General features: G+C 61.9%; 15 protein-coding genes. 7 read left to right on the top strand and 8 right to left on the bottom strand.

The window, feature by feature from the left end; all coding sequences use genetic code 11:
• Positions 1-133: 133 nt before the first annotated feature.
• Complete coding sequence (locus tag KIH45_RS05615; protein ID WP_213175023.1) at positions 134-835, bottom strand: hypothetical protein; 702 nt, start codon at positions 833-835, stop codon at positions 134-136.
• A gap of 102 nt (positions 836-937) precedes the next feature.
• Positions 938-1,240 carry a hypothetical protein gene (locus tag KIH45_RS05610; RefSeq protein ID WP_213175022.1) on the bottom strand — a complete coding sequence of 101 codons (303 nt, stop codon included), beginning with the start codon at positions 1,238-1,240 and terminating at the stop codon, positions 938-940.
• 199 nt (positions 1,241-1,439) lie between these two features.
• Between KIH45_RS05610 and clpB the strand changes: the two genes are divergently transcribed.
• The gene (clpB, locus tag KIH45_RS05605) at positions 1,440-4,019 is read left to right on the top strand and encodes an ATP-dependent chaperone ClpB (RefSeq protein ID WP_213175021.1); all 2,580 of its coding nucleotides are present in this window, start codon (positions 1,440-1,442) and stop codon (positions 4,017-4,019) included.
• Positions 4,020-4,098: 79 nt separating this feature from the next.
• Here the strand turns inward: clpB and KIH45_RS05600 are convergent, their stop codons facing one another.
• A complete protein-coding gene (locus KIH45_RS05600; protein WP_337925417.1) occupies positions 4,099-6,996 on the bottom strand; it encodes a TonB-dependent receptor domain-containing protein in 2,898 nt (965 codons plus the stop codon).
• On the opposite strand from KIH45_RS05600, the gene KIH45_RS19265 reads away from it, so the two are divergent.
• The 5 genes from KIH45_RS19265 to KIH45_RS05575 all read left to right on the top strand — a co-directional run bounded on the left by KIH45_RS19265 (position 6,896) and on the right by KIH45_RS05575 (position 13,911).
• Positions 6,896-7,132 (top strand): hypothetical protein, encoded by a 237-nt coding sequence (locus KIH45_RS19265; RefSeq protein ID WP_213175019.1) that lies wholly within the window; start codon positions 6,896-6,898, stop codon positions 7,130-7,132. The genes KIH45_RS05600 and KIH45_RS19265 overlap by 101 nt on opposite strands.
• Positions 7,133-7,683: 551 nt before the next feature.
• Complete coding sequence (locus KIH45_RS05590) at positions 7,684-10,764, top strand: TonB-dependent receptor domain-containing protein (protein ID WP_213175018.1); 3,081 nt, start codon at positions 7,684-7,686, stop codon at positions 10,762-10,764.
• Between the two features lie 111 nt (positions 10,765-10,875).
• The gene (locus KIH45_RS05585) at positions 10,876-11,667 is read left to right on the top strand and encodes a hypothetical protein (RefSeq protein WP_213175017.1); all 792 of its coding nucleotides are present in this window, start codon (positions 10,876-10,878) and stop codon (positions 11,665-11,667) included.
• The gene (locus KIH45_RS05580; protein WP_213175016.1) at positions 11,664-13,244 is read left to right on the top strand and encodes a tetratricopeptide repeat-containing sulfotransferase family protein; all 1,581 of its coding nucleotides are present in this window, start codon (positions 11,664-11,666) and stop codon (positions 13,242-13,244) included. Before KIH45_RS05585 ends, KIH45_RS05580 begins: the two co-directional genes overlap by 4 nt.
• Positions 13,245-13,392: 148 nt before the next feature.
• Positions 13,393-13,911: a hypothetical protein gene (locus KIH45_RS05575; RefSeq protein ID WP_213175015.1), complete on the top strand. Its 519-nt coding sequence runs from the start codon at positions 13,393-13,395 to the stop codon at positions 13,909-13,911.
• Positions 13,912-14,018: 107 nt separating this feature from the next.
• Here the strand turns inward: KIH45_RS05575 and KIH45_RS05570 are convergent, their stop codons facing one another.
• Positions 14,019-16,865 carry a TonB-dependent receptor plug domain-containing protein gene (locus tag KIH45_RS05570; RefSeq protein ID WP_213175014.1) on the bottom strand — a complete coding sequence of 949 codons (2,847 nt, stop codon included), beginning with the start codon at positions 16,863-16,865 and terminating at the stop codon, positions 14,019-14,021.
• Between the two features lie 470 nt (positions 16,866-17,335).
• Between KIH45_RS05570 and KIH45_RS05565 the strand changes: the two genes are divergently transcribed.
• Entirely contained in the window at positions 17,336-17,788 is a 453-nt protein-coding gene (locus KIH45_RS05565) for a MarR family winged helix-turn-helix transcriptional regulator (protein WP_213175013.1), read from the top strand.
• A gap of 99 nt (positions 17,789-17,887) precedes the next feature.
• Here KIH45_RS05565 and KIH45_RS05560 read toward each other — a convergent pair whose 3' ends face one another.
• Genes KIH45_RS05560 through KIH45_RS05545 form a run of 4 tightly spaced genes read right to left on the bottom strand, consistent with a single transcriptional unit; the run spans position 17,888 to position 21,893 of the window.
• On the bottom strand, positions 17,888-18,901 hold the full coding sequence (locus tag KIH45_RS05560; protein WP_213175012.1) for a type II secretion system F family protein: 1,014 nt from the start codon (positions 18,899-18,901) through the stop codon (positions 17,888-17,890).
• An 18-nt stretch (positions 18,902-18,919) separates the two neighbouring features.
• Complete coding sequence (locus tag KIH45_RS05555; RefSeq protein WP_213175011.1) at positions 18,920-19,891, bottom strand: type II secretion system F family protein; 972 nt, start codon at positions 19,889-19,891, stop codon at positions 18,920-18,922.
• Between the two features lie 56 nt (positions 19,892-19,947).
• Positions 19,948-21,213: a pilus assembly protein CpaE gene (locus KIH45_RS05550; RefSeq protein WP_213175010.1), complete on the bottom strand. Its 1,266-nt coding sequence runs from the start codon at positions 21,211-21,213 to the stop codon at positions 19,948-19,950.
• Between the two features lie 17 nt (positions 21,214-21,230).
• A complete protein-coding gene (locus tag KIH45_RS05545) occupies positions 21,231-21,893 on the bottom strand; it encodes a CpaD family pilus assembly protein (RefSeq protein WP_213175009.1) in 663 nt (220 codons plus the stop codon).
• Position 21,894: the final 1 nt, after the last annotated feature.

Below are 21,894 nucleotides of genomic sequence, written 5' to 3'. Positions count from 1 at the left end.
TTGCCGAAAGGCACGCAAAAAGGGGCCGCAGGCATTGCACCTGCGGCCCCTTTTTACGTTCGATCCGCGCGGGGCTTAGCCCACGCGCTTGCCGATCATCGCCATCGCTCCTTGGCGTTCTGCCGTTCTACAATCAGTTTGTGTTGAAGTTCGAGAGGACGATATACCTGATCTTTTGGTTATCGGCCTCAATGACCTTCAGTCGAGCTCCTCTATAGGCAATTTCGTCTGAAGTCGTGAGGTCGTATTCGGCTTCGTTTGAGAAAGCTGGTCGAGCCATATTTCCAGAAGATTCGCGGTATCCGATTTTAATACGATCACCAACGCGACCGCTATAAATCAGAGTTTGTTGAAGGTCGCGATCGGATAATGAGGGTCTGCGGGTGCGCACGAAGGCGTGTTCTGTGTCGCATGCTTTGCCATTGATGCCTCCAACGACAACGCAAGTTTCCTGCTTGCTCTTTGAGGCGCTAATTGACTGCGGTATGGCAAGTGGAAAACCTAAGAAGTCGCGGTTCGATATAAGATATCCGCTACCATCTCGTGAGGACCGCATTGAGAAAGAGTGGTATGTGTATTCTTCGTCCTCAGAAATCTGAGGGTAAAACCCGGGGCTTAACTTGTACCCCTTGATATTGTTTTCTGAAGAAGTCTCGATTCCGTCAGTCTCTGTGTAAATACCCTGCTTGACCATGTCTTCACCAAGTGAAGCGACAGTCACCACGCCGATCTCAGGAAAACTGATTTCTTTCGAGACCGGTATGTAGTTTGGTGCAGGTGTGCCAGCACAAGCTGCCAAGCTCAGTGCTAAAAAACAAGAAGCAATTCTTTTCATAATCCCCCCTTAATTGGGGCACTAAAATTGCAGAGAAGATCAAATATATCAAGTTTAATAAATTGAATTTAAATACTTATCCTCAAATTGTTATGGCGCATGCTAGCCGACGCGCTTGCCGGTCATCGCCATCGCGCCGAAAGGCGTGCTCATCGCTCCTGCAATCGCTTCGCCATCGACGGTCGCCTTGCCGTCGATCGTCATCGGCATGGGTGCGGTCATCGTGACCTTGAAGGTCAGGTCATTGCCGTCGATCACCCCGTCTTCGATGTCGATCGATCCCATCGGGCCGGTGAACTTGCCGGCAAAGGTCTTGCCGTCATCTGCAGGAACGACCGTGAACGTGCCCGACTGGTCGCCCATCGGGGTCTTGGTGGTGACTTCGTAGGTTCCGCCTACCGACATTCTCGCGCTCCTCTCGATTAGATTGCGCATGGTCTAACCCGCGGGTTGTTCTGCATCAATTGCATTGCGCGGGCTTAATCCTATCTTTCGTGAACGGGGGAAGAGGACGCACGTTTCATAGGTAAATTTTCGTGCGGCCAGTCCTTGTGTTGTAAAATTGCAACACTATCTGAAGTCGGTACTCAGGGAAGGACCAGCGATGAATCTCGAAAAGTTCACCGACCGGGCGAAAGGTTTCCTGCAGGCCGCGCAGACCGTGGCCATCCGCATGAACCACCAGCGAATCTCGCCCGATCACATTCTGAAGGCCCTGCTGGAAGACGGCGAGGGCATGGCATCGGGCCTGATCCAGCGCGCCGGCGGCAACGCCGCGCTTGCGCAGGCCGAAGTCGACAAGGCTCTGGCCAAGGTGCCGGCCGTGTCGGGCGGCGGGGCGCAGCAGACGCCCGGGCTCGACAACGATGCCGTGCGCGTCCTGGACCAGGCCGAACAGCTCGCCACCAAGTCGAACGACGCCTACGTCACGGTTGAACGCCTCCTGCTCGCGCTGACGCTGGCGACGACTACGGCTGCCGGTCAGGCGCTGAAGGCTGCGAACCTCACGCCGCAGGCGCTTGAGGCGGCGATTACCGAACTGCGCGGCGGCCGCACGGCCGATACCGCGAGTGCGGAGGAAAGCTACGACGCGATGCAGAAGTATGCGCGCGACCTGACGGCGGCGGCCCGCGAGGGCAAGCTCGACCCCGTTATCGGCCGTGACGAGGAAATCCGCCGCACCGTGCAGATCCTTGCGCGCCGCACCAAGAACAACCCTGTCCTCATCGGCGAACCCGGCGTCGGCAAGACCGCCATCGCCGAGGGACTGGCCCTGCGCATCGCCAATGGCGACGTGCCCGACAGCCTGAAGGACCGCACGCTCATGGCGCTCGATATGGGCAGCCTGATCGCGGGCGCGAAGTATCGCGGCGAGTTCGAGGAGCGGCTGAAGTCCGTGCTCGACGAAGTGAAGGGTGCCGAGGGGCAGATCATCCTGTTCATCGACGAGATGCACACCCTGATCGGTGCCGGTAAGTCCGAAGGCGCGATGGATGCGGGCAACCTGCTGAAGCCCGCGCTGGCCCGCGGCGAGCTGCACTGCATCGGCGCGACCACGCTCGACGAATACCAGAAGTACGTGGAGAAGGACCCCGCGCTGCAGCGGCGGTTCCAGCCCGTCTTCGTGGGAGAGCCGACGGTCGAGGACACGATCTCGATCCTGCGCGGCCTCAAGGAGAAGTACGAGCTGCACCACGGCGTTCGCATCACCGACGGCGCGATCGTTGCCGCAGCGCAGCTGTCGAACCGTTATATCTCCGACCGTTTCCTGCCCGATAAGGCCATCGACCTCATGGACGAGGCGGCAAGCCGCATCCGCATGGAGGTCGAGAGCAAGCCCGAGGAGATTGAAAACCTCGACCGCCGGATCATCCAGCTGAAGATCGAGGAACAGGCGCTCCAGAAAGAGACCGATTCCGCGAGCAAGGACCGGCTGGCCGCCCTGCGCGAGGAGCTGGCGAACCTAGAACAGCAGTCGTCCGAACTGACGACCCGCTGGCAGAACGAGCGTGACAAGATCCACGCCGAAGCCAAGATCAAGGAAGAGCTGGATGCCGCCCGTATCGAGCTCGAACAGGCGCAGCGCGCAGGCGACCTCGCCAAGGCGGGCGAGCTTTCCTACGGCAAGATTCCGCAGCTCGAAAAGAAGCTGGAGGAAGCGCAGGCCCATTCCGAAAACGCGCTGCTGCGCGAGGAAGTGACCGAGGACGACATCGCCGGTGTCGTGTCCAAGTGGACCGGCGTGCCCGTCGACAAGATGATGGAAGGCGAGCGCGAAAAGCTCCTCAACATGGAGGAAGTGATCGGCAAGCGCGTCATCGGTCAGGAACAGGCCGTGGTCGCCGTGTCCAAGGCCGTCCGCCGCGCGCGGGCAGGGCTGCAGGACCCGAACCGGCCGCTGGGCAGCTTCCTGTTCCTCGGCCCCACGGGTGTCGGCAAGACCGAGCTGACCAAGGCGCTCGCCGAATTCCTGTTCGACGACGACAGCGCGATGGTGCGCATCGACATGAGCGAGTTCATGGAGAAGCACGCCGTCGCCCGCCTGATCGGCGCGCCTCCGGGCTATGTCGGATACGAGGAAGGCGGCGTTCTGACCGAGGCGGTCCGGCGCAGGCCCTATCAGGTCGTGCTGTTCGACGAGGTCGAGAAGGCGCACCAGGACGTGTTCAACGTGCTGCTTCAGGTGCTGGACGATGGCCGTCTGACCGACGGGCAGGGCCGCGTGGTCGATTTCTCGAACACGCTGATCATCCTGACCTCGAACCTCGGCAGCCAGTATCTCGCCAACATGGAAGACGACCAGAAGGTCGAGGATGTCGAGCCGCAGGTCATGGAAGTCGTGCGCGGGCACTTCCGCCCCGAGTTCCTGAACCGCCTGGACGAGATCATCCTGTTCCACCGCCTTGCGGCAGAGCACATGGCCCCGATCGTAGAGATCCAGGTGGGCCGGGTGCAGAAGCTGCTCAAGGACCGCAAGATCGTGCTGGACCTGACGGACGGTGCGAAGAAGTGGCTGGGCCGGGTCGGTTACGATCCCGTCTATGGCGCAAGGCCGCTGAAGCGGGCGGTGCAGCGTTACCTGCAGGACCCGCTGGCCGAAATGCTGCTCTCGGGCGAGATTCCCGACGGCAGCACGGTGAAGATCGACGAAGGCGACGGCGCACTGGACATGCAGGTCGCCTGACCCCTTCTGCAAACCCTCAACAAAAAAGGGCCCCGGTTTCCCGGGGCCCTTTCTTTTTGGCTTACCTGATCGGGAAAGATCAGAACCGCGCCCGGGCGCGAACGAACGCGCGGCGGCCGAGGTAGTCGTAGTAGGTGCCGATGGTCGGTGCCTGACCGATGTGGCTGATCGTGGAGAACACGCTCGACGCACGCGGCGGTGCGGTGTCGAACAGGTTCGCAACGCCCAGCGTCAGGTCGAAGTCGTCGGCGACTTCGAGGTTGACCGAGGCATTGTGGTAGAACGTCGTACCCAGCGTGTAGTCCGGGCAGACGGCGCCGCCACGGAAGCTGCTGCTCGGGCAGAGCGTGCCGTAGGTGTCGAGCACGTCTTCCTTGTCGGAAGTCTTGCCGATCACGTCCATGCTCCACAGCACGGTCACGGCCTTGCGGGCCCACGACACTGCGAAATCGCCGACCCACTTCGGATCGCCCACTTCGCCGTTGTCGTCGCTGATCGTGTTGTCGAACAGGCCGAACTTGTCCTCAAGCTGCCACGTCATCTGCGCCAGAAGGCCCAGTTCACCCATGTCGCCCAGGTCCTGCGAGAACTGGAGCGTGACGTCGACGGCGCGGTTACGCTGGCTGTCGATGTTCAGGTACGGGTTGCGGATCGTGAGGATGTTGTTGAACGACGTGCTGTTCGGATCGCTGTCGCGGACGAACTGGTTGCAAAGCGGATCGTTCGGATAGAACTCCGAGTTGTAGCACGACGACACGATGTTCGCGGCGCCCAGCTGGGTGACTTCGCCCTTAACCTTGATGTCGATGTAGTCGACAGCGAGGCTGAAGTCCGACCCGCTCCACAGCTGCGGGGTCAGGATGACCGAGCCCGACCATGCGCGCGAGGTTTCGGAGTCGAGGACACCGATACCGCCACCCGAGATGGTCTGCGCGCTCGAACCGACGCCGTTGTAGTCCGACGGAACGCCGGCTGCGGCGCAGTTGTCGGCCAGACGCTGCGTGACCGCACCGTTGGCAAGGCCCGTGCCCCAGCGGATGCAGGGGTCGACCGAAAGCTGCGCGAGGAAGCCGGTCTGGTCCTGCAGGAACTGTTCGTACAGGGCCGGCGTACGGAACGAGGTGCCGTACGAACCGCGGAAACGCAGCCAGTCGGTGACCTGCCAGTTGGCGCCGATCTTGTAGGTGAAGTCCTCGTCGCTGTCGCTCGCGCCGTCCGACGAACGTTCGGCGTCGACGCGGGTGAAGCGGCCAGCAAGGTTGATCGTGAAGTCTTCCACGAAGGGCACGCCGCCGAAGATCGGCAGTTCAAGTTCGCCGAAGGCTTCGTAGGTGTCGGACTTGCCGGCGGTGATGCCCGCGCTCGTCAGGCCCCACGAGTTGCCGGCCAGCGTTGCCGGTCCGGGAGTGTCGGTGATCTCGTCGCGGCGGAACTGGACGCCGACGCCGAGCTGCGACATGCCGCCCGGAAGCTTGATCAGGTCGCCCGAGGTGAAGAACTCGGTGCTCCACTGGTCATAGCGGGTCGTGCCGGTGTCGCGCCCGAACAGGAAGGCTTCCTCTTCGGGCGTGAAGTTGCCGGCCAGCGTATCGGGGCTGGTGATGTCGATGTCGACGCAGGGCACGCCGCGAACCGAAGTCACCGTGCCTTCGCACAGCTCCGTACGGTAGTTCAGCGTGTCGTAGGCATCGTTGAACACGATGTCGCTGGTGTAGCTGCCGTCCGAACGGCTGAACTGGCCGTAAAGGTCCCAGCTCCAGTTCGGGATCATGCTGCCGTAGTCGCCACGGGCGCCGAGCACGCCGCGGTAGTAGTCGACTTCGATGTCCTGATCGAAGTTGTCGGTCACGATGACCGGCTGCAGCAGGACTTCGCCCGAGAACTCGTCGTTCAGCGGATCGCCCGAGAAGAGCGCTGCGCTGTCGCCGAAGAGGTAGGGCAGGACCGAGAAGCCCGTGTACTGGACCGGGAACAGCTGGCGCGATGCGTCAACGTGGGTCTTGCGGTTGTTGTAAAGCGCTTCGCCGTAGATCTCGACATTGTCGGTGATCTCATAGGCGCCGTTGGCGTAGAGCGTGTAGCGATCGGTCTGCGGGATGACCGATTCCTTCTTCTCCGCCTCGGGGTAAAGGTTCAGAAGGCCGGTCGACGGACCGTCATAGTTGACGGGGAAGTAGTTCGACGGCGCGCTGAACTGGAACAGCTGCGCTGCGGGGTCGAGCGAGGGCAGGAATTCGCCCAGGCGGTCGCCGCCACGGTCCGGCTGGATGATCTGGATCGCCTGACCGCCCGGCGTGAACAGGTTGCTCGGCGTCGGGATGCCGAAAGCGTTGCCCACGGTACCGATGTAGTCGTAGGTGAAGATCAGGTTGCCGATCGTGCCGTTACAATACGGCTGGCCGGTGCGCGGATCGGTGATGTCGGCGCGCTGGCCGGCTTCGTTGACGATGTAGTCCTCGTCGCAAGCCAGGTAGTCGCGGTCGCGGCGTTCCAGTTCGTTGCGGCGGTAGTAGTCGCCGGCGAACATGATGTGACCGCGGTCGAAGGTCTTACCCCAGGCGAGGCTGGTCTGGTACGATTCGCCGCCGCCGTCTTCGGTGGGCGATGCGAACAGCGACACGTCGAAGCCGTCGAGGTCCTGGCGGGTCTTGATGTTGACCACGCCGGCAACTGCGTCCGAACCGTAGATCGACGATGCGCCGGTCTTCAGGATTTCGACGTCCGAAATGATCGAGATCGGCAGGACGTTGAGGTCGAACGAGGAGACCGCGCCGCGGGTACCGGCCGGACCGGCACGGCGACCGTTCAGCAGGACGAGCGTGCGGTTGGCGCCGAGGCCGCGCAACGACAGCGTCTGTGCGCCGACACCGCCGTCGGTGACGAAGTTCGACGAAAGCGTCGAGGTGATCTGGGTGGAACCGGCAGCAAGCGGTGAGTTCTGCAGAAGGTCGGCAGCGTCGGCCTGGCCCTTCTTGATGCCCAGTTCCGGCGAGATGATCTGGATCGGATCGGGGCTGTTGAATTCGGTGCGGCGCAGACGCGAACCGACGACGACGATGGCGCCGTCATCTTCAGCGGCCTGCGGCGTGGTGACGTCGAGAATTTCTTCTTAGCTTTCCTCGGCCTGAGCGAAGGCGGGGGTGGCGATCATCGACAGTGAAATGGCGGCAAAGCCGGTAAGTGCGGTCGTGGCGGACAAAGCGCGCCGCGCCGTATCGTGCTTGAGCATGAAATTCAGTCCCTACGCTTGCGGGGTGGTCAGACCCCGGTCCCAAAAGCGCACCATCACACGCGACGTGCAGGCGCACCTTGCAGGCACGTATTCCGGTTTAGCGGCCTGAAAGCGAGAAACTAGTTACGTTGCATACGATATTCCGTGCCGATCGTGGCCGAATCGCAACACGCCTGAAATATGTTAATTCGCTTGCTCTGCGGCCAAATCAGTTCTTGGGAACGGTCCCATGGCGAAGGTGCGATTGCAGCAATTTGCCATTATCCGCGCGGGATGGTGTGGCCAATGGGTCACAAGTGCCTCCCCGGGGCCAATTTTTCGCCTCTTCGCACTTGCAACGCGTGTTGCACATCGATTTAGTTGGAAATGAAACGTTCGTTTTGCACGGGATTGCTGATGCGTTCGTTTCGTGAACCTAACGGGGACTGCAACATGAAAAAACTGAGCCTGCTCGGATCGAGCGCGCTATATCCTGCCGCGATGGCAGGGCTCGCGATGGGCCTGCCCACCGCGGCAATTGCACAGGACGTGGAAGAAACCGTCGAAGACGCACAGGCAAGCGATGAAGTCATCATCGTGACCGGTTCGCGCATCGGCGGCATCAACGAATTCAACAGCCCGGATCCGATCACCGTGATCGAACCGGAAGTCGCGCGCCGTGAAGGCAAGCTCGACCTCGCCTCCACCCTGCAGAGCTCGCCCGTCGCGGCAGGCTCCACCCAGATCACCGCTGCGATCTCGTCCAACTTCGTGACGAACGGCGGCCCGGGCGCACAGACGATCGACCTTCGTGGCCTTGGCCCGAACCGTACGCTCGTCCTTCTCAACGGTCGCCGTGCAGGCCCCGCCGGTACCCGTGGCGGCGTGTCGTCCTTCGACCTCAACGTCCTGCCGCAGTCGCTGGCCCAGAATGTCCAGATCCTGAAGACGGGCGCTTCGTCGGTCTATGGTTCGGACGCAGTCGCCGGTGTTGTGAACATCATCACCAAGACCGACACCGACGGTGTCGAGCTGAGTTTCAGTTCGTCGGTTCCGTTCGATGGCGGCGGTGAAGATTACCGTCTCAGCGGCATCTTCGGCAAAACCTTCGATCGCGGCCACATCCTGATCGCGGGCGACTATTCGCACACCAACGAACTGAAGCGCGGCGATCGCGGCTACCTGGCATGTCCGGAAGCTTACACCTTCCGCGAAGATGGCAGCCGCGCCGATCTCATCGATCCGCGCACCGGCAACTACAAGTGCGAAGACCTGCCGTGGGGCCACGTGTGGACCTACAACCTGGTCGACAACCTCTATCTCGATGACGGCACCAACACCTCGCCCAACTTTGCGACGGTGCTGATGCAGTACCAGTACCCGGGCGAAACGCTGGGCGTTCCGGCCTTCGGTGCTCCCGACTCCGTCGGCGACTTCGGCGCTCCGGCCGGCTGGTATCCGGTCAGCTACGACACCGCATCGCGCGCTGTCACCAACAACTACCACCCCTTCGTCGAACAGCAGACGATCATTCCGGAAACCGATCTCTACACCGCATACGCGGACGCATCGTACGAGATTTCGGATTCGGTCGAACTGTTCGGTGAGTTCCTCTACAACCGCCGCGAAACCTACCAGAACGGCTGGCGCCAGTTCTGGAACTTCGGCTACACGGGCGACCTCTACTCGACCGGTGCAGGCAACTACTGGAACATCTGGGGCGACGGCTGGCAGGGCATCAACTACATCAGCCCGACCGCCATCACCGACCAGTCGGATTCCAGCCAGACGGTCGACTACTATCGCGGCGTCGCAGGGCTTCGCGGCGATTTCGCCGACAGCCGCTGGCGCTATGAAATCTACGGCCAGTATTCGCGCTCGAAGGGCAAGTATCGTACCCAGCAGATCCTGCAGGATTCGTACGATATCGGTTACTATCAGGGCTTCGGCTACCTCGGTTCGTGCGTCGGCATGGTCACGCCCCTCGGCGGCAAGGACTGCGTCGATATTCCGTGGGCCGACCCCTACTTCCTCGCCGGCCAGATCACGCCGGAACAGGCCGAATTCCTGTTCGACTGGGAAGAAGGCCAGACGACCTACACGCAGAAGACCGTCGAAGCATCGCTTTCGGGCGAGCTGTTCGAGCTTCCTGCTGGTCCGCTCGGCATCGCGATCGGTGCCAATGCGCGTGAAGACAAGATCAACGACGTTCCGGGCGAAATCACCCGTTCGGGCAACGCATGGGGTACCTCCACTTCGGGTATCACTGCCGGTAAGTCGCTGACGACCGAAGCTTTTGCGGAAATCAACGTTCCGCTTCTGGCCGACCGTCCGTTCTTCGAGGAACTGACCCTTTCGGCTGCAGGCCGCCTGACCAACGTGAAGGCAACCCGCAAGTCGGACGGCGAAAGCGCGTCGGACAACGGCAACTTCACGTACAAGATCGGCCTGAACTGGGCGACGACCGACTGGCTCCGCTTCCGCGGTTCCTATGGTACCTCGTTCCGTGCACCGGCGCTGTTCGAACAGTTCCTTGCGGACGAAACTTTCTCGGTCAGCCAGCGTAACGACCCCTGCCGTCTGTGGGGCAATGCCCTTGCAACCGGTGCGATTTCGCAGCGCGTTGCCGACAACTGCGCCGCCGATGGCGTCCCCGCCACCCACTCGGGTGCCGGCGTTTCGGCAACCGGCGTGTCGAGTGGCGGTCTTGGCCTGCTGGAATCGGAAACGTCGCGCGCATTCGTCGTCGGCGGTGTCCTGACCCCGCAGATGCCGGCCGGTACCCGCGTCAGCCTTGCGGTCGATTACTTCGACATCAAGGTGAAGGGCGAGATCGCGCAGCTGGGCGCATCGAACATCCTGTACGGCTGCTACGATTCGGAAAATTTCCCGAACGATCCGCTGTGCTCGCTGTTCGAACGTGGCCAGACGGCAAACGCGAACAACATCGCCATCGTTTACGACCAGTTCGTGAACATCGCGACGCAGCGTAACACCGGCCTCGACTTCGCACTCGACGTTCGCCAGGACCTCGGCACTGCCGGCTCGCTGACGTTCACCGCCGATGCGACGTACCAGATCAAGGACAACTCGCGCCTTCTGCCGGGTTCGCCGCTTGAATCGGACAACGGTGAAGCCGGTTCGCCCGAATGGGTCGCCGACTTCCGTGCCAACTGGAACACGCCGTGGGATGTCAGCTTCTTCTACGGCATCAACCTGATCGGCAGCACGTCTGACGTGTCGGACTTCAAGGACGACTACGGTGGCGACACGTGCATCAACTCGACGATCTATGGCCGGTATTGCCCGGACCTGACGACGCCGACGATGTTCTACCACAACGCCTCTGTCACGGCGACGGTCGACGACAGCTTCGACATCACGCTGGGCGTGAACAACCTGTTCAACACCCGCCCGCCGCGCGTGTCGGTGCTGAACGGTGGTCAGATCTCGATGATCGGCCCTGTCGTTGCGGCCTCGCAGTACAGCCTTGTTGGACGCCGCGCGTTCATCAACGTGGCGGCCAAGTTCTGATCTTCGCATCAGGACACGACTGCTGAACAAGGACCGGGCGGCATGGCGACATGTCGCCCGGTTTGCTATCCGGGGCAGGTAATTCCCCCGAACCCTTTTCGAAGAGAGACCATGGCCAGCATCTGGGTGAAATCCGACAACCTCGACGAAGCGAACGGGCGTTTCGAACAGACCCGGCTGGAAGTGCCGATCTTCCTCAATTCGGTTCCCAAGAGCGGGAGCCACCTGCTGCGCAACGTGATGCGGATGTTCGTTCCGGTGGAGCAGCAGTACAAGGCCGACTTCATCCAGTGGGCCAACATGCAGCAGCATCTGAAGGCCTTCGATCCCGCCAATCCGATGCTGAGCTGGGGGCACCTGTTTCTCGCCGATGCCTCGGCGATCGAGACTGCGCCCGCCCGCCGCATCCTGCTTTACCGTGACCCCTATGACTGGGTGCTGGCCCGTGCGCGGTTCTTCGTGTCGGACCAGTTTTCCGGCAATCTCGACCATATCAAGGACGGCAAGCTGAGCGCGGACGAACTGATCACGATGATGATCTTCGGCCTGCCCGGAAAAGCGCCGAGCCTGCGCGACATCTACGAAATGAACGCCGCCGCCTGGCTGGGCGCGCGCTGCTATCCCATCCGGTTCGAGGACTTGCGCGATGCCGTGGGCGACCTTGCCAGCAAGCGCGCCGAGCGATTCTTCGAAAGCCTGTTCGGTGCCTGCGGACTGACGCTGCCCGAAGACTGGCGCGAACGCGTCGCCATTGGCTCGGCCCCTGAAAACAGCGGCACCGCGCGCGAGAACCTGACCGGCATCGGACTCGACCTTCCCGACGAACTGTCCGCCCGCCACAAGGCGCTGGTCGATTACCACGTGCCCGGCCTTCGCCGCCTGCTCGGTTACGGAGAAGCATGATGGCGAGCGTTGCCGCATTCCCCGGCCTCGCCCAGGCGCAGGCACTGCTTGACGAACAGCGCCCCGAACAGGCCGCGCAGGCGATCATGGCGCACCTTCGCCAGCACAAGGACGAGCCGCGCGGGCTTGCCATGCTGGGACAGGCCGCCGCGATGATCGGCGCGCTGGGGCAGGCCGAACATTTCATGCGCAAGGCGCTGGCGACAGGGTTCAACACGCCCGAACTGCGCAGCACCTTCATCACCGTGCTGCTGCGCCGCGAAAAGGTGCCCGAGGCGCTGGCGCTGCTCGAAAAGGCGATCGAGCAGGGCGGGGACGACAATTTCCGCTCGCTCTACAGCGGGGTGCTGACCAAGATCGGGCGCAGCGACGAAGCGCTCGAACTGCAGCAGGAACTAGCCGCGGCCGACCCGAAAAACCCGCAGCACCTTATTGCGCTGGGCCACAACTTGCGCGCAGCAGGCCGGGTGGACGAGGCGGTCGAGACTTTCCGCAAGGCCATCGCGCTGGCCGAAGGCGCGGGCGAAGCGTGGTGGGCGCTGGCCTCGATCCGCAAGAAAGTGCTGACCGACGAGGAAGTCGCGCAGTTGCAGCGCATCGTCGCCGACGCGCGCGAGGACCGCAACGCAGCCTCGGTCCACTTCGCGCTGGCCCGCGCTCTGCACGAACGCGGCGATTATGAAGGGGCCTTCGCGCACTACGAAAAGGGCAACTGGTTGCGCGCGGAAAGCATCGGTTACGATGCCACCGAACTGCGCGAGGAAGTCGCCCAGACACGCCAGATCGCGACCGCCCAGCGGATCGCCTCGTTCCCCGATGCGCCGGTGGGCGACGTGACGCCGATCTTCATCGTCTCGCTGCCGCGATCGGGTTCGACGCTGCTTGAACAGATGCTCGGCTCGCACCACCAGATCGAGGCGGTGGGCGAGTTGCAGTACGTGCCCGCGATCCTGCGCGCGATGCTGGAAGCGGCGACGATGCGCCAGAAGATGACCGTGCCGCAGCTCGTCGCCTCGCTAACCGATCAGCAGGCGCAGGCGATGGGGCAGGATTACCTGCGCCGCGTGGCGCTGCACCGGCAGAGCGAGGATCCGTTCTTCATCGACAAGCTGCCCCATAACTGGAGCAACGTGTTTCTGATCCGCCGCATCCTGCCGCAGGCGAAGATCATCGACATCCGCCGCCCGGCGATGGACTGCTGCTTTGCGAACTTCACGCAGTCGTTCACAGACGCGCACTCGTCGTCTTTCGCGCTTGAACATATCGGGCGCACGTACGTCGATTACGTCGACTACATGGCGCATTTCGACGAAGCGGCGCCGGGGCTGGTGCATCACATCGACTATATCCGCCTGATCGAAGAGCCGGAGCCGGTGCTGCGCGCTGCGCTCGACCATATCGGGGTCGAATGGGATCCGTCGGTACTCGAATACCACAAGCTTGATCGTTCGGTCCGCACGCCCAGCAGCGAGCAGGTACGCCGCCCGCTGAACCGCGATGGCATGGCGGTGTGGAAGCCCTATTCGCAGTGGCTCGATCCGCTGCGCGAGGCGCTTGGGCCGCTTGCCGAAAGCTGATCGGCGAAACCGATTGACCCGCTCGGTCCGGGCGCTAGCTTTTTCGTGAGAACCGCTGCGAAGCGGTGATGCGCCTGTGTGGCGTCCACGAAAGACCGGGATGGTAGATCAGATGAGATTCCAGAAGTTTGCATGCGGTAGCCTCGCCATGGCTATCGCAATTTCCGCCGCAGCATCGGCGAACGCGCAGGACAAGCGTGAGGCGCGACTGCTCGATCCGTTCCGCGAATGTGGCTCGATACAGGAATCGGACGCGCGCCTTGCCTGCTTCGATGAGGCGCTGTTGGCCTTGCCGCAGGCGCAGGCAGAGGAAAACCGGCGCAGTGAGCAGCTGACTGCCGAAACATTCGGGATGAGCGAACGCGCCGCTGCCGAGGCCGATGTTCCGGTTGAGGCGCTTGATCAGGTTGCGGACACGGCATTGTCCAAAAATGCAGACGGCGATTACATCCTGACCCTGACGATTGCCGACGTCTTCGTCGACAAGACCTCGCGCATGGTCATCCTGTTCGAGAACGGGCAGCTTTGGCGGGAAACCGGCAATGGCAACATGCGTGGCAGGCTGCGGGCCGGCTGGGTTGCCGAAATCGAGCCCAGCGGGTTCGGCGGTTACCGCCTGCGGATCCAGGGGCGCAATGGTTTCATGGGCGTGCTGCGGGTGAAGTAGCGCGTCCGCTAAGGGCCGTATGCGCCATCCGGCGCATTAATCGCAGACAAAAGAAAAGGGGGCGGAAGTCGAAACTTCCGCCCCCCCTTCTTTTCGGTAGGTGCCGATTAGAAGCTGACGTTTGCAGTCAGCATGAAGCGGCGGCCGAGAACGTCGTAAACCGACGGGTAGGTGTTACCCGAGTTGTACGACGACGTACCGATGTAGGACGACACGTTCGGAGCCTTCTTGTCGAGGACGTTGAAGACCGTGAAGCTCATGCCGATGTTGTCGGTGACCTGGTTGCGGTAGGTGAAGTCGAAGTACGAACGAGCACCGATTTCCGAGTACTCGGGCAGGATGCCCGAACCGTCGAGAACGAAGCCTTCGTCGTTCAGTTCTTCGTACTTCAGGCCGTCCATCCAGCGCCACAGCACCGAGAACTCGCCAGCCGAGCCAACATCGAGGCCAACGCGGGCGTCGAAGCTGAATTCCGGCTGCGGCGGGTCACAGTCAACGCCGTATTCACCCGAGCAGATCAGCGGATCCGACGTCGGCGAGGCCTGGAAGTAGAATTCCTTGGTCCAGTTGCCGGTGATGTCGAAGTTCACGCCGCCGAACGAAGTCGGGATGTCATAGACCAGGCGGGCGTCGATGCCCGAGGTCTTGATCGTGCCCTGGTTCGTGAGCTGCAGGATGAGACCCGGGGTGTCGCCACCGCCGTTGAGCGAGCCATTGAGCGGGTTACGCTGGATGAGAGCGCAGGCGTCTGCGTTGCCATCGTCGAAACACGGACCAATGATGTCGCCCGGGGTCGGGGTGGTGATCGCGTCGGTGACCTTGATGTTGTAGTAGTCAACCGTGAGCGACAGACCGGGGATCGACGGCGGGGTGATAACCGTACCGATGGTCCACGAGTCGGCCTTTTCCGTTCCCAGGTCGGGGTTGCCGCCGCTGGTCTGGTTGATCTGAGCGGCCGAAGGCTGCGGAATGTTGCCGTAGGTGCTGGCCGGAGCGCCCTGAGCCGTACAGATCGACTGCGGAGCGGTCGGGTTCGCGCCTGCGCACGGATCGACAGCAAGGTTGTTCAGGCCGGTGGTCACCGGATCGAACAGTTCGCCGATGTTCGGAGCACGTTCCGAACGCTGGTAGATGCCGCGGATCTTGTAACCCTGCACCGGTTCCCAGCTACCGCCGGCCTTCCAGGTGAAGGTCGAGCCTGCGTTCGAGTATTCGGAGTAACGAGCACCGAGTTCGAGCGACAGGTTGTAGATGCCGGGGGTGTCTTCAACCAGCGGAATGATGGTTTCGCCGAAGACTTCCCAAACGTCATATTCACCTGCGAACGACGGCGACGGTGCACCCGTGCCCAGAACTTCGTCCTGCGTCGCGCTTGCAGCGTCGGACTGCTGCTCGGCGCGATAGCGACGGTATTCCGAACCCAGTGCGATACCGATCGGGGTTTCAGCAGCGAAGAAACCGGTTTCGGTAAGGTCGCCGGTGATGCTGCCCGAAACGACCGAAAGCGTCGTCTTGGTGGTTGCGATGGCCGGAGCGTTGAAGAACGCAACCGACTGCGGATCGATCGACTGACCGTCACCGAACAGGTTGATCGGGTAGCAGCCGTTCGACGCATCCGAGCAGGTTTCTGCATCGGCAGTGCGCAGAGCCTGCTGAACGCGCGACTTCAGACCCCAGTTGATGTTCGTTTCGGTACGATCCGATTCACCGTAAAGGCCGTAGACGTCCCAGTCGAGGAGGTCGGTCAGGCCGCCGCGTGCACCGGTCCAGATCTGGAACTGGTTGGTGACGTAGTCGGTCTGACGGGCGCCCTGTTCAACCAGACGACGGTTGATGATGGTCGGCACTTCCGTACCGGAAGCGATCGCACCGGCGCAGTCAGCGATGTTGTTGTCGGCGCAAAGCTGAGCCTGGATGGCGGGCGTCAGGAACGCGTTGTCCAGGGGAAGCTGCCACGTGTCGCCGAACAGGCCCGACGGAGCGAGCTGCAGCGAAACCGTCGACTTCGTGAACATGCCCTTGGCATAGAGTTCAACAGCGTCCGAAACTTCGTAGCGGCCCTGACCGAAGACGTTGAAACGCTCCAGCGGGGTCTGGAAGTAGTTGAACGGTGCGAAGTTGAAGGTGTTGTAGGTCGGAACCAGCGTGCCGGTGTCCGGATCGTACTGGTCGCCATTGATGCGGGTCGGGACCGAGGTGCCCGAACCGATTTCCTGGCCGCCGACGAACAGCGTCTTCTTCGAGATGTCGCGGTCGCCCTGGAGGACCGAGTCGATCGTCTGGTAGCCGACGTTGAGGACCGCGTTGCCGCGACCGTCGTCGAAGTTGGCGCCGAGGGTGACGTCAGTGCGGAAACGCTTGCCGTCGCCTTCTTCGTTGATGCCGATCGAGGACGTGACGTTCGCGCCTTCGAAGTCGCGCTTCGTGACGAAGTTGACAACGCCGGCGATGGCGTCAGCACCGTACACCGACGAAGCACCACCGGTGACGATGTCGACGCGTTCGATCAGCGCAACGGGGATGATGTTAAGGTCGGTCTGCGAAGCAGTGCTCGACGGAACGAGGCGCGTACCGTCCATCAGGACGAGGTTGCGGTTCGAGCCGAGGTTACGCAGGTTGAAGGTGGCGAAGCCGCCCGAACCGTTGTTGACGTTGTTGCTGATGCCCGGAGCGACGCCCGGCAGCTGACCCAGCAGTTCTTCGGCGTTGGTTGCCTGGCGAAGTGCGATTTCGTCTGCGCCGACAACGTTGATCGGGCTGGACTGTTCGAGGTTCGGGTTGGTGATGCGCGAACCCGTAACGATGATGACATCGCCCGTGGCAGCTGCTTCAGCCTGAACTTCCTCGACCGTGTCCTGCGCGAAAGCCGGTGCGGCCATGCCGCCGGCAACGGCGAGCACGGTCAGAGCCGAGCTGGCGCGCAGCGCAAGCTTGTTGATGGATTTGGTGTTCATTGCAGTCCCTTTGCATTTGACCCCGGCTTTTCGAAATTGCCGGGTGGAACCCTGGCGCACGAGAACTCCCTCATGTGGCCAAGATCGGGGAGGCATCTCCTATCGATGGGTGCAATGCAAAAGCAGATAGTATCACTTGAACCGTTTTAATGGCCGGTGTTGCATGAACACCACAAATCCCGATTCACGGTCGGCCCTCGCTCGTAAAACTAAGAGGCGGTCAAGTCCCGAAATGGCGATGTGAACCGGAAATTCGCAGATTCCGGTGGTTTGTGCGGTGGTGGCGCGCCCCATGAAGAGGGGAAGATAGTGACCAATGAGACTTGATCTGGCTATCGTTGCGCGCACCGCTTTCGATCGCATATTGCTATCTGGTTGCTCGTGTAATGATCAGTTGCAGATTGGACACACGGCATTCCAGATGTAACGATAGCTTTGTGATTGCCGCATGATTAGGTAACAACGCTGTAATGACGAGTCAGAACACCCGCCTTGCCGACTTCCTTCCGTACCGCCTTTCGGTAACCTCGAATGCGGTCAGCAACCGCATTGCGGTGGAATATCGCGCGCGTTTCGGGGTGAACGTTCCCGAATGGCGAGTCATGGCCGTTCTGGGCGATGTCGGCTCGCTGACTCAGCGTCAGCTGGTCGGGGCGACTTTCATGGACAAGGTTGCCGTCAACCGCGCCTGCAAGGTGCTGGTCGATCGCGGGCTCGTCGAAAGGCGGCCCAACGACAGCGACGGACGTTCGCACCTGCTGGAACTGACGGCTTCGGGCCGCGAGATGCATGGCCAGATCATGCCGCTGGCGATGGGCATGGAAGAGCGTCTGCTCGAATGCCTGACCGCAGCGGAGCAGCGCAACTTGCGGAAAATCCTCGACAAGCTTTTCGCACAGGTCCGCGATACCGATATCAGCTGACGCGGGCTTTTCAGCGTTTCATTCAGGCAAATGGAAAGGGCGCCGGGCTTTTGTTAGCCCGGCGCCCTTCGCCTTTGTCGGTTTCTGAAACCCCTTGCCTTACTTTGTGGCCGGATTGTTGCCGCCCAGCAGGGCGTCTGAGATCGAGCAGGCCGCAGGGCCAAGGATCACGACAAACAGCACGGGCAGGATGAACATGATCAGCGGAACGGTCATGATGGCGGGAAGGCGGGCTGCCTTTTCCTCGGCACGCATCATGCGTTCGTTGCGGAATTCCGCAGACAGCACGCGAAGCGCGCTCGACAGCGGGGTACCGTAGCGTTCGGTCTGGACCATCGTGGTGGTCACGCCCTTCACCGCTTCCAGGTCGACGCGGTAGGCCAGGTTGTCGAAGGCCTGCTTGCGTTCGGACAGGAACGACAGTTCGATCGAGGTCAGCGCGAATTCGTCCGAGAGTTCCGGATAGGCGCGGCCCAGTTCCTTGGCGACGCGGCCGAAGGCGCTGTCGACGGTAAGGCCGGCCTCGGCGCAGATCACCAGCAGGTCGAGCGCATCGGGAAGGCCCTTGCGAATCGCGTCGGTACGCTTGGTAATCAGGTTCTTCAGGTAGATGTCCGGCGCCTTGTAACCGAAGATCAGGATGCCCGCGAACGTCATGAAGCGGCGCAGCGAGCCCCATTCGGGGAACATGTCCGACCAGTAGCAGACCATTGCACCTACAAGGCCGAATACGATCATCAGAATAGGACGCGCCGCGACCACGACATAGGCCAGTTCCTTGCGGCGGATACCGGCCTGCATCAGCTTCTGCTCGATGTCCTTGATCTGCGAATCCTGCAGCATCTTGAGCGAGCCGAGGACGTCGCGGATCTTGTTCGTGACATCGGTCTTGCGGCGGATCGAGCGGCGCACGTTGACCGTGCCCATCAGGCCTGCCTTCAAATCTTCGCGGCGGGCGTTGAGCGACTTCACGCGCTTTGCCATCGGGTCGCGGACGGTAACCGCGGCATAGACGGCCATCATCATGGCAAGGGCAGCGACGCCTGCTAGCACGGTGCCGACGAAGATGACGTCGAAACCGAGGAGCGTGGGACCGGCGGGGTTGTTGACCATTGTTCGTGCCTTTCCCGATCAGACTTCGAAGCTGACCATTTTGTACATGATGAACGCACCGATGCTCATCCAGACCATCGCGCCGAGGCCGGCGACGATCAGGCGGTCGTCGGTGAAGAAGCCGCCCAGGTATTCCGGGTTCAGCATGTAGACGAGCGTGAACACGATGAAGGGCAGGGCGCCGACGATGTAGGCCGAGGCCTTGGCTTCCGAGCTCATCGCCTTGATCTTGAGCTTCATCTGCGCACGCTTGCGCAGCACTTCGGCAAGGTTCGACAGCGTCTCTGCAAGGTTACCACCGGTCTCGCGTTGAATGGCGAGGGAGATGCAGAAGAACTTGAATTCAGGCAGGTCGAGCTTGTCAGCCGTGTCCTGCATGGCATCGTCCAGCGTCTTGCCGACTTTCACCTTGTCGACGACGTCCTGGAATTCCTCGCCAACGGGGCCGGGGACTTCCTTGGCGACGACGCCGAGCGTCTCGGTCACCGGAAGGCCCGAACGCAGGCCGCGGACCAGCAGTTCGATCGCGTCAGGAAACTTCGAGTTGAATGCATTGGTGCGCTTGGAGATCAGGTACTTTACCGCAAGGTGCGGAATGCCCGCGCCCAGCGCCGCGCCGACGGCGAGGCCGAGCAGCGGTGCACCGAACTTCAGCATGATCACCAGCGTCACGAACAAGGCGATACCGGCAGAAACGTAGAGGTACTGCTGGACCGACCAGTCTTTGCCCGTACGCTCAAGACGCAGGGCAAGCGCCGCGATGCGGGAATCGGCACCTGCCGTGGCATGAGGCTTGATCCGGCGCGCCGCGATCGCCTTTTTGAACTGCGCCTCGACCTTGGCCTCGCCGTTCTGCGAGTGGCGCAGGCGCATCTGCTGAAGGCGGCGGTTTTGCGTGCGGTTGGCAGCCGAGCCGTAAAGCAGGACGTAGGCGATGAACATGATCGCGAACAAGCCAAGGGTGATTACGCCGATTTGCGCGATGTCCATCGTCCTGGTCCTTACAACTCTACTTATACGTCGGTTCGGTCAGCTGGTTCGAAGCCTCAGGCCTTCTGCTTGGATCCAAGCATCGAGCCCAGGTTGAACTTCTCCATCAGCGAACCCTTGGCCTCGCCCTTCGCGGCCGGGGCATCGGTGCCCTGTGCGGCGATGGACTTGCCCAGATCGCGCAGGGCCGTGGTGGCCTTGCTCGAACGGTTGGCTTCCACGAAGACCTGGCCAAGCTTGGCTGCGTGAACGGCGGCCTTCACGTCGGCCGGGATCACGTAGTCGATCTTGCGTTCGATCGAGGCTTCGAAGTCTGCACGGCTGATCTCGCCAGCGCCCTGTGCGACGCGGTTGGCGACGATGATCGGGCGCATGTGTTCGGCATGGCTCGACACCCACGACAGGATGCGGATCGCATCGCGGGCCGAGGCCAGCGTCAGTTCCGTCGCGAGGACAAAGACATCGGCCCCGTTCAGGATGTGCGGGAAGTTGATCAACATGTTGCGCGGCAGGTCGACGACGGTCATGTCGAAGGCCTGGCGGAACTCGTCCTCAAGCTGCACGAAGGCCGAACCGTCGGTCATCAGCGGCGTGTGGATCGGAGCCTCTGCCGAGAGCACCGAGAGATGGTCGTTGGCACGAACCATCGCGCGTTCGATGAACAGGCCGTCGATGCGGCTGGGATTGTCGATGGCGTCGGTCAGGCCGCGGCCCGGTTCCAGATCCATCGTCAGCGCGCCGGTGCCGAAGTGGACGTCGAGGTCCAGGAGGGCGGTCGGCAGCTTGTGTTCGGTCGAGAACATCCATGCCAGCGAGGTCGCGATGGTCGAGGCGCCAACGCCGCCACGCGTGCCGACAACTGCGGTCATTACGTGGTCGCGTGCCGCCTTGTTGTCGCTCGATGCGCGGGGGGCGGAGAACGAGGTCTGCGCCTGGATCAGCGCATCGCGCAGCATTTCCTCGGTCAGCGGCTTGATCAGGTAGTCCTGAATGCCACTGGCAACGAGATCGCGATATAGGCGAACGTCGTTGACCTGGCCTACGGCGAGAACGACGGTCCCCGGCTCGCAGACTTCGGCAAGCGCGTTGATATCGCTCAGCGGGTCGCCGCATTCCGACAGGTCGACCAGAAGGATCGACGGGCTTGCCGAGACCGACAGGGTCTGGACCGCGTTGCGCAGACCGCCCTTGTGGCACTTTTCATGCGGCATACCGAGTTCGGACGCAGTGTTGCGCACGACGTCGATGGTGGCTTCGTCGCAAACGAAGGCGGCGAAGGCGTCACGGTCAGAGCCCGATCCGGGATTCCAGGGAGCATTCATCGTACTATCCTCCTGCCTTATTCGTCGGACGAAACTTCGCTAACCGTGTTGCCCTGACCGGTAGTCGGAGCATCACGATAAGCTTCGATCGCCTTGGTCGAGCTCATCACGACCGTCTCGCCGGAGCCGCGCTGACCACGCAGCAGGTCCTCGGGATCGGCGATCATCGCCGCGAGGTTGCCGTTGATCGAGCAGCCATAACCGGGGCTGGTCGCGTTGTTGGGGTTGGAGTCCGAATTGGCCGACCAGTTCGGGCAGTTCGGGACCGACGCGACCGAACGGGTCACGACGACACGGGCCATGCCGGCACCGACTGCACCTTCGGTGACAGGTGCACCATCGGACATGATGAAGCCTTCACGGCTGGCGATCGATTTCAGGTCGTCGCGGGCCGCGATCGAAATCATGCTGGAGTCCAGCGAGATCTTGTCGCCATAGCCCAGGTCGAGAGCCTCGAACCAGTCGGTCAGGCGACGTTCCTCGCTCGACGGGACGCCCGAGGCGCTCGTCTGTACGTCGAAGACGTAGTTGGTGCGCGATACGACCGGCTGGTTCAGCGAGTAGAGCGACTGGTTGGTCGCTACCCCGCCGGCACAGCCCGAGAGGCCGAGAGCGGCAACGATAGCCAGCGTAACCGGGCGGATCTGCCGGAGCCGGGCGGTCTTATGTGTGGTGTTCATG

Origin of the sequence: Croceicoccus gelatinilyticus, assembly GCF_018398395.1 — a bacterium.
GTDB classification, from domain to species: domain Bacteria; phylum Pseudomonadota; class Alphaproteobacteria; order Sphingomonadales; family Sphingomonadaceae; genus Croceicoccus; species Croceicoccus gelatinilyticus.
Note: the sequence above shows the minus strand (reverse complement) of the source record. Positions and strands in the feature narration are given on the sequence as shown.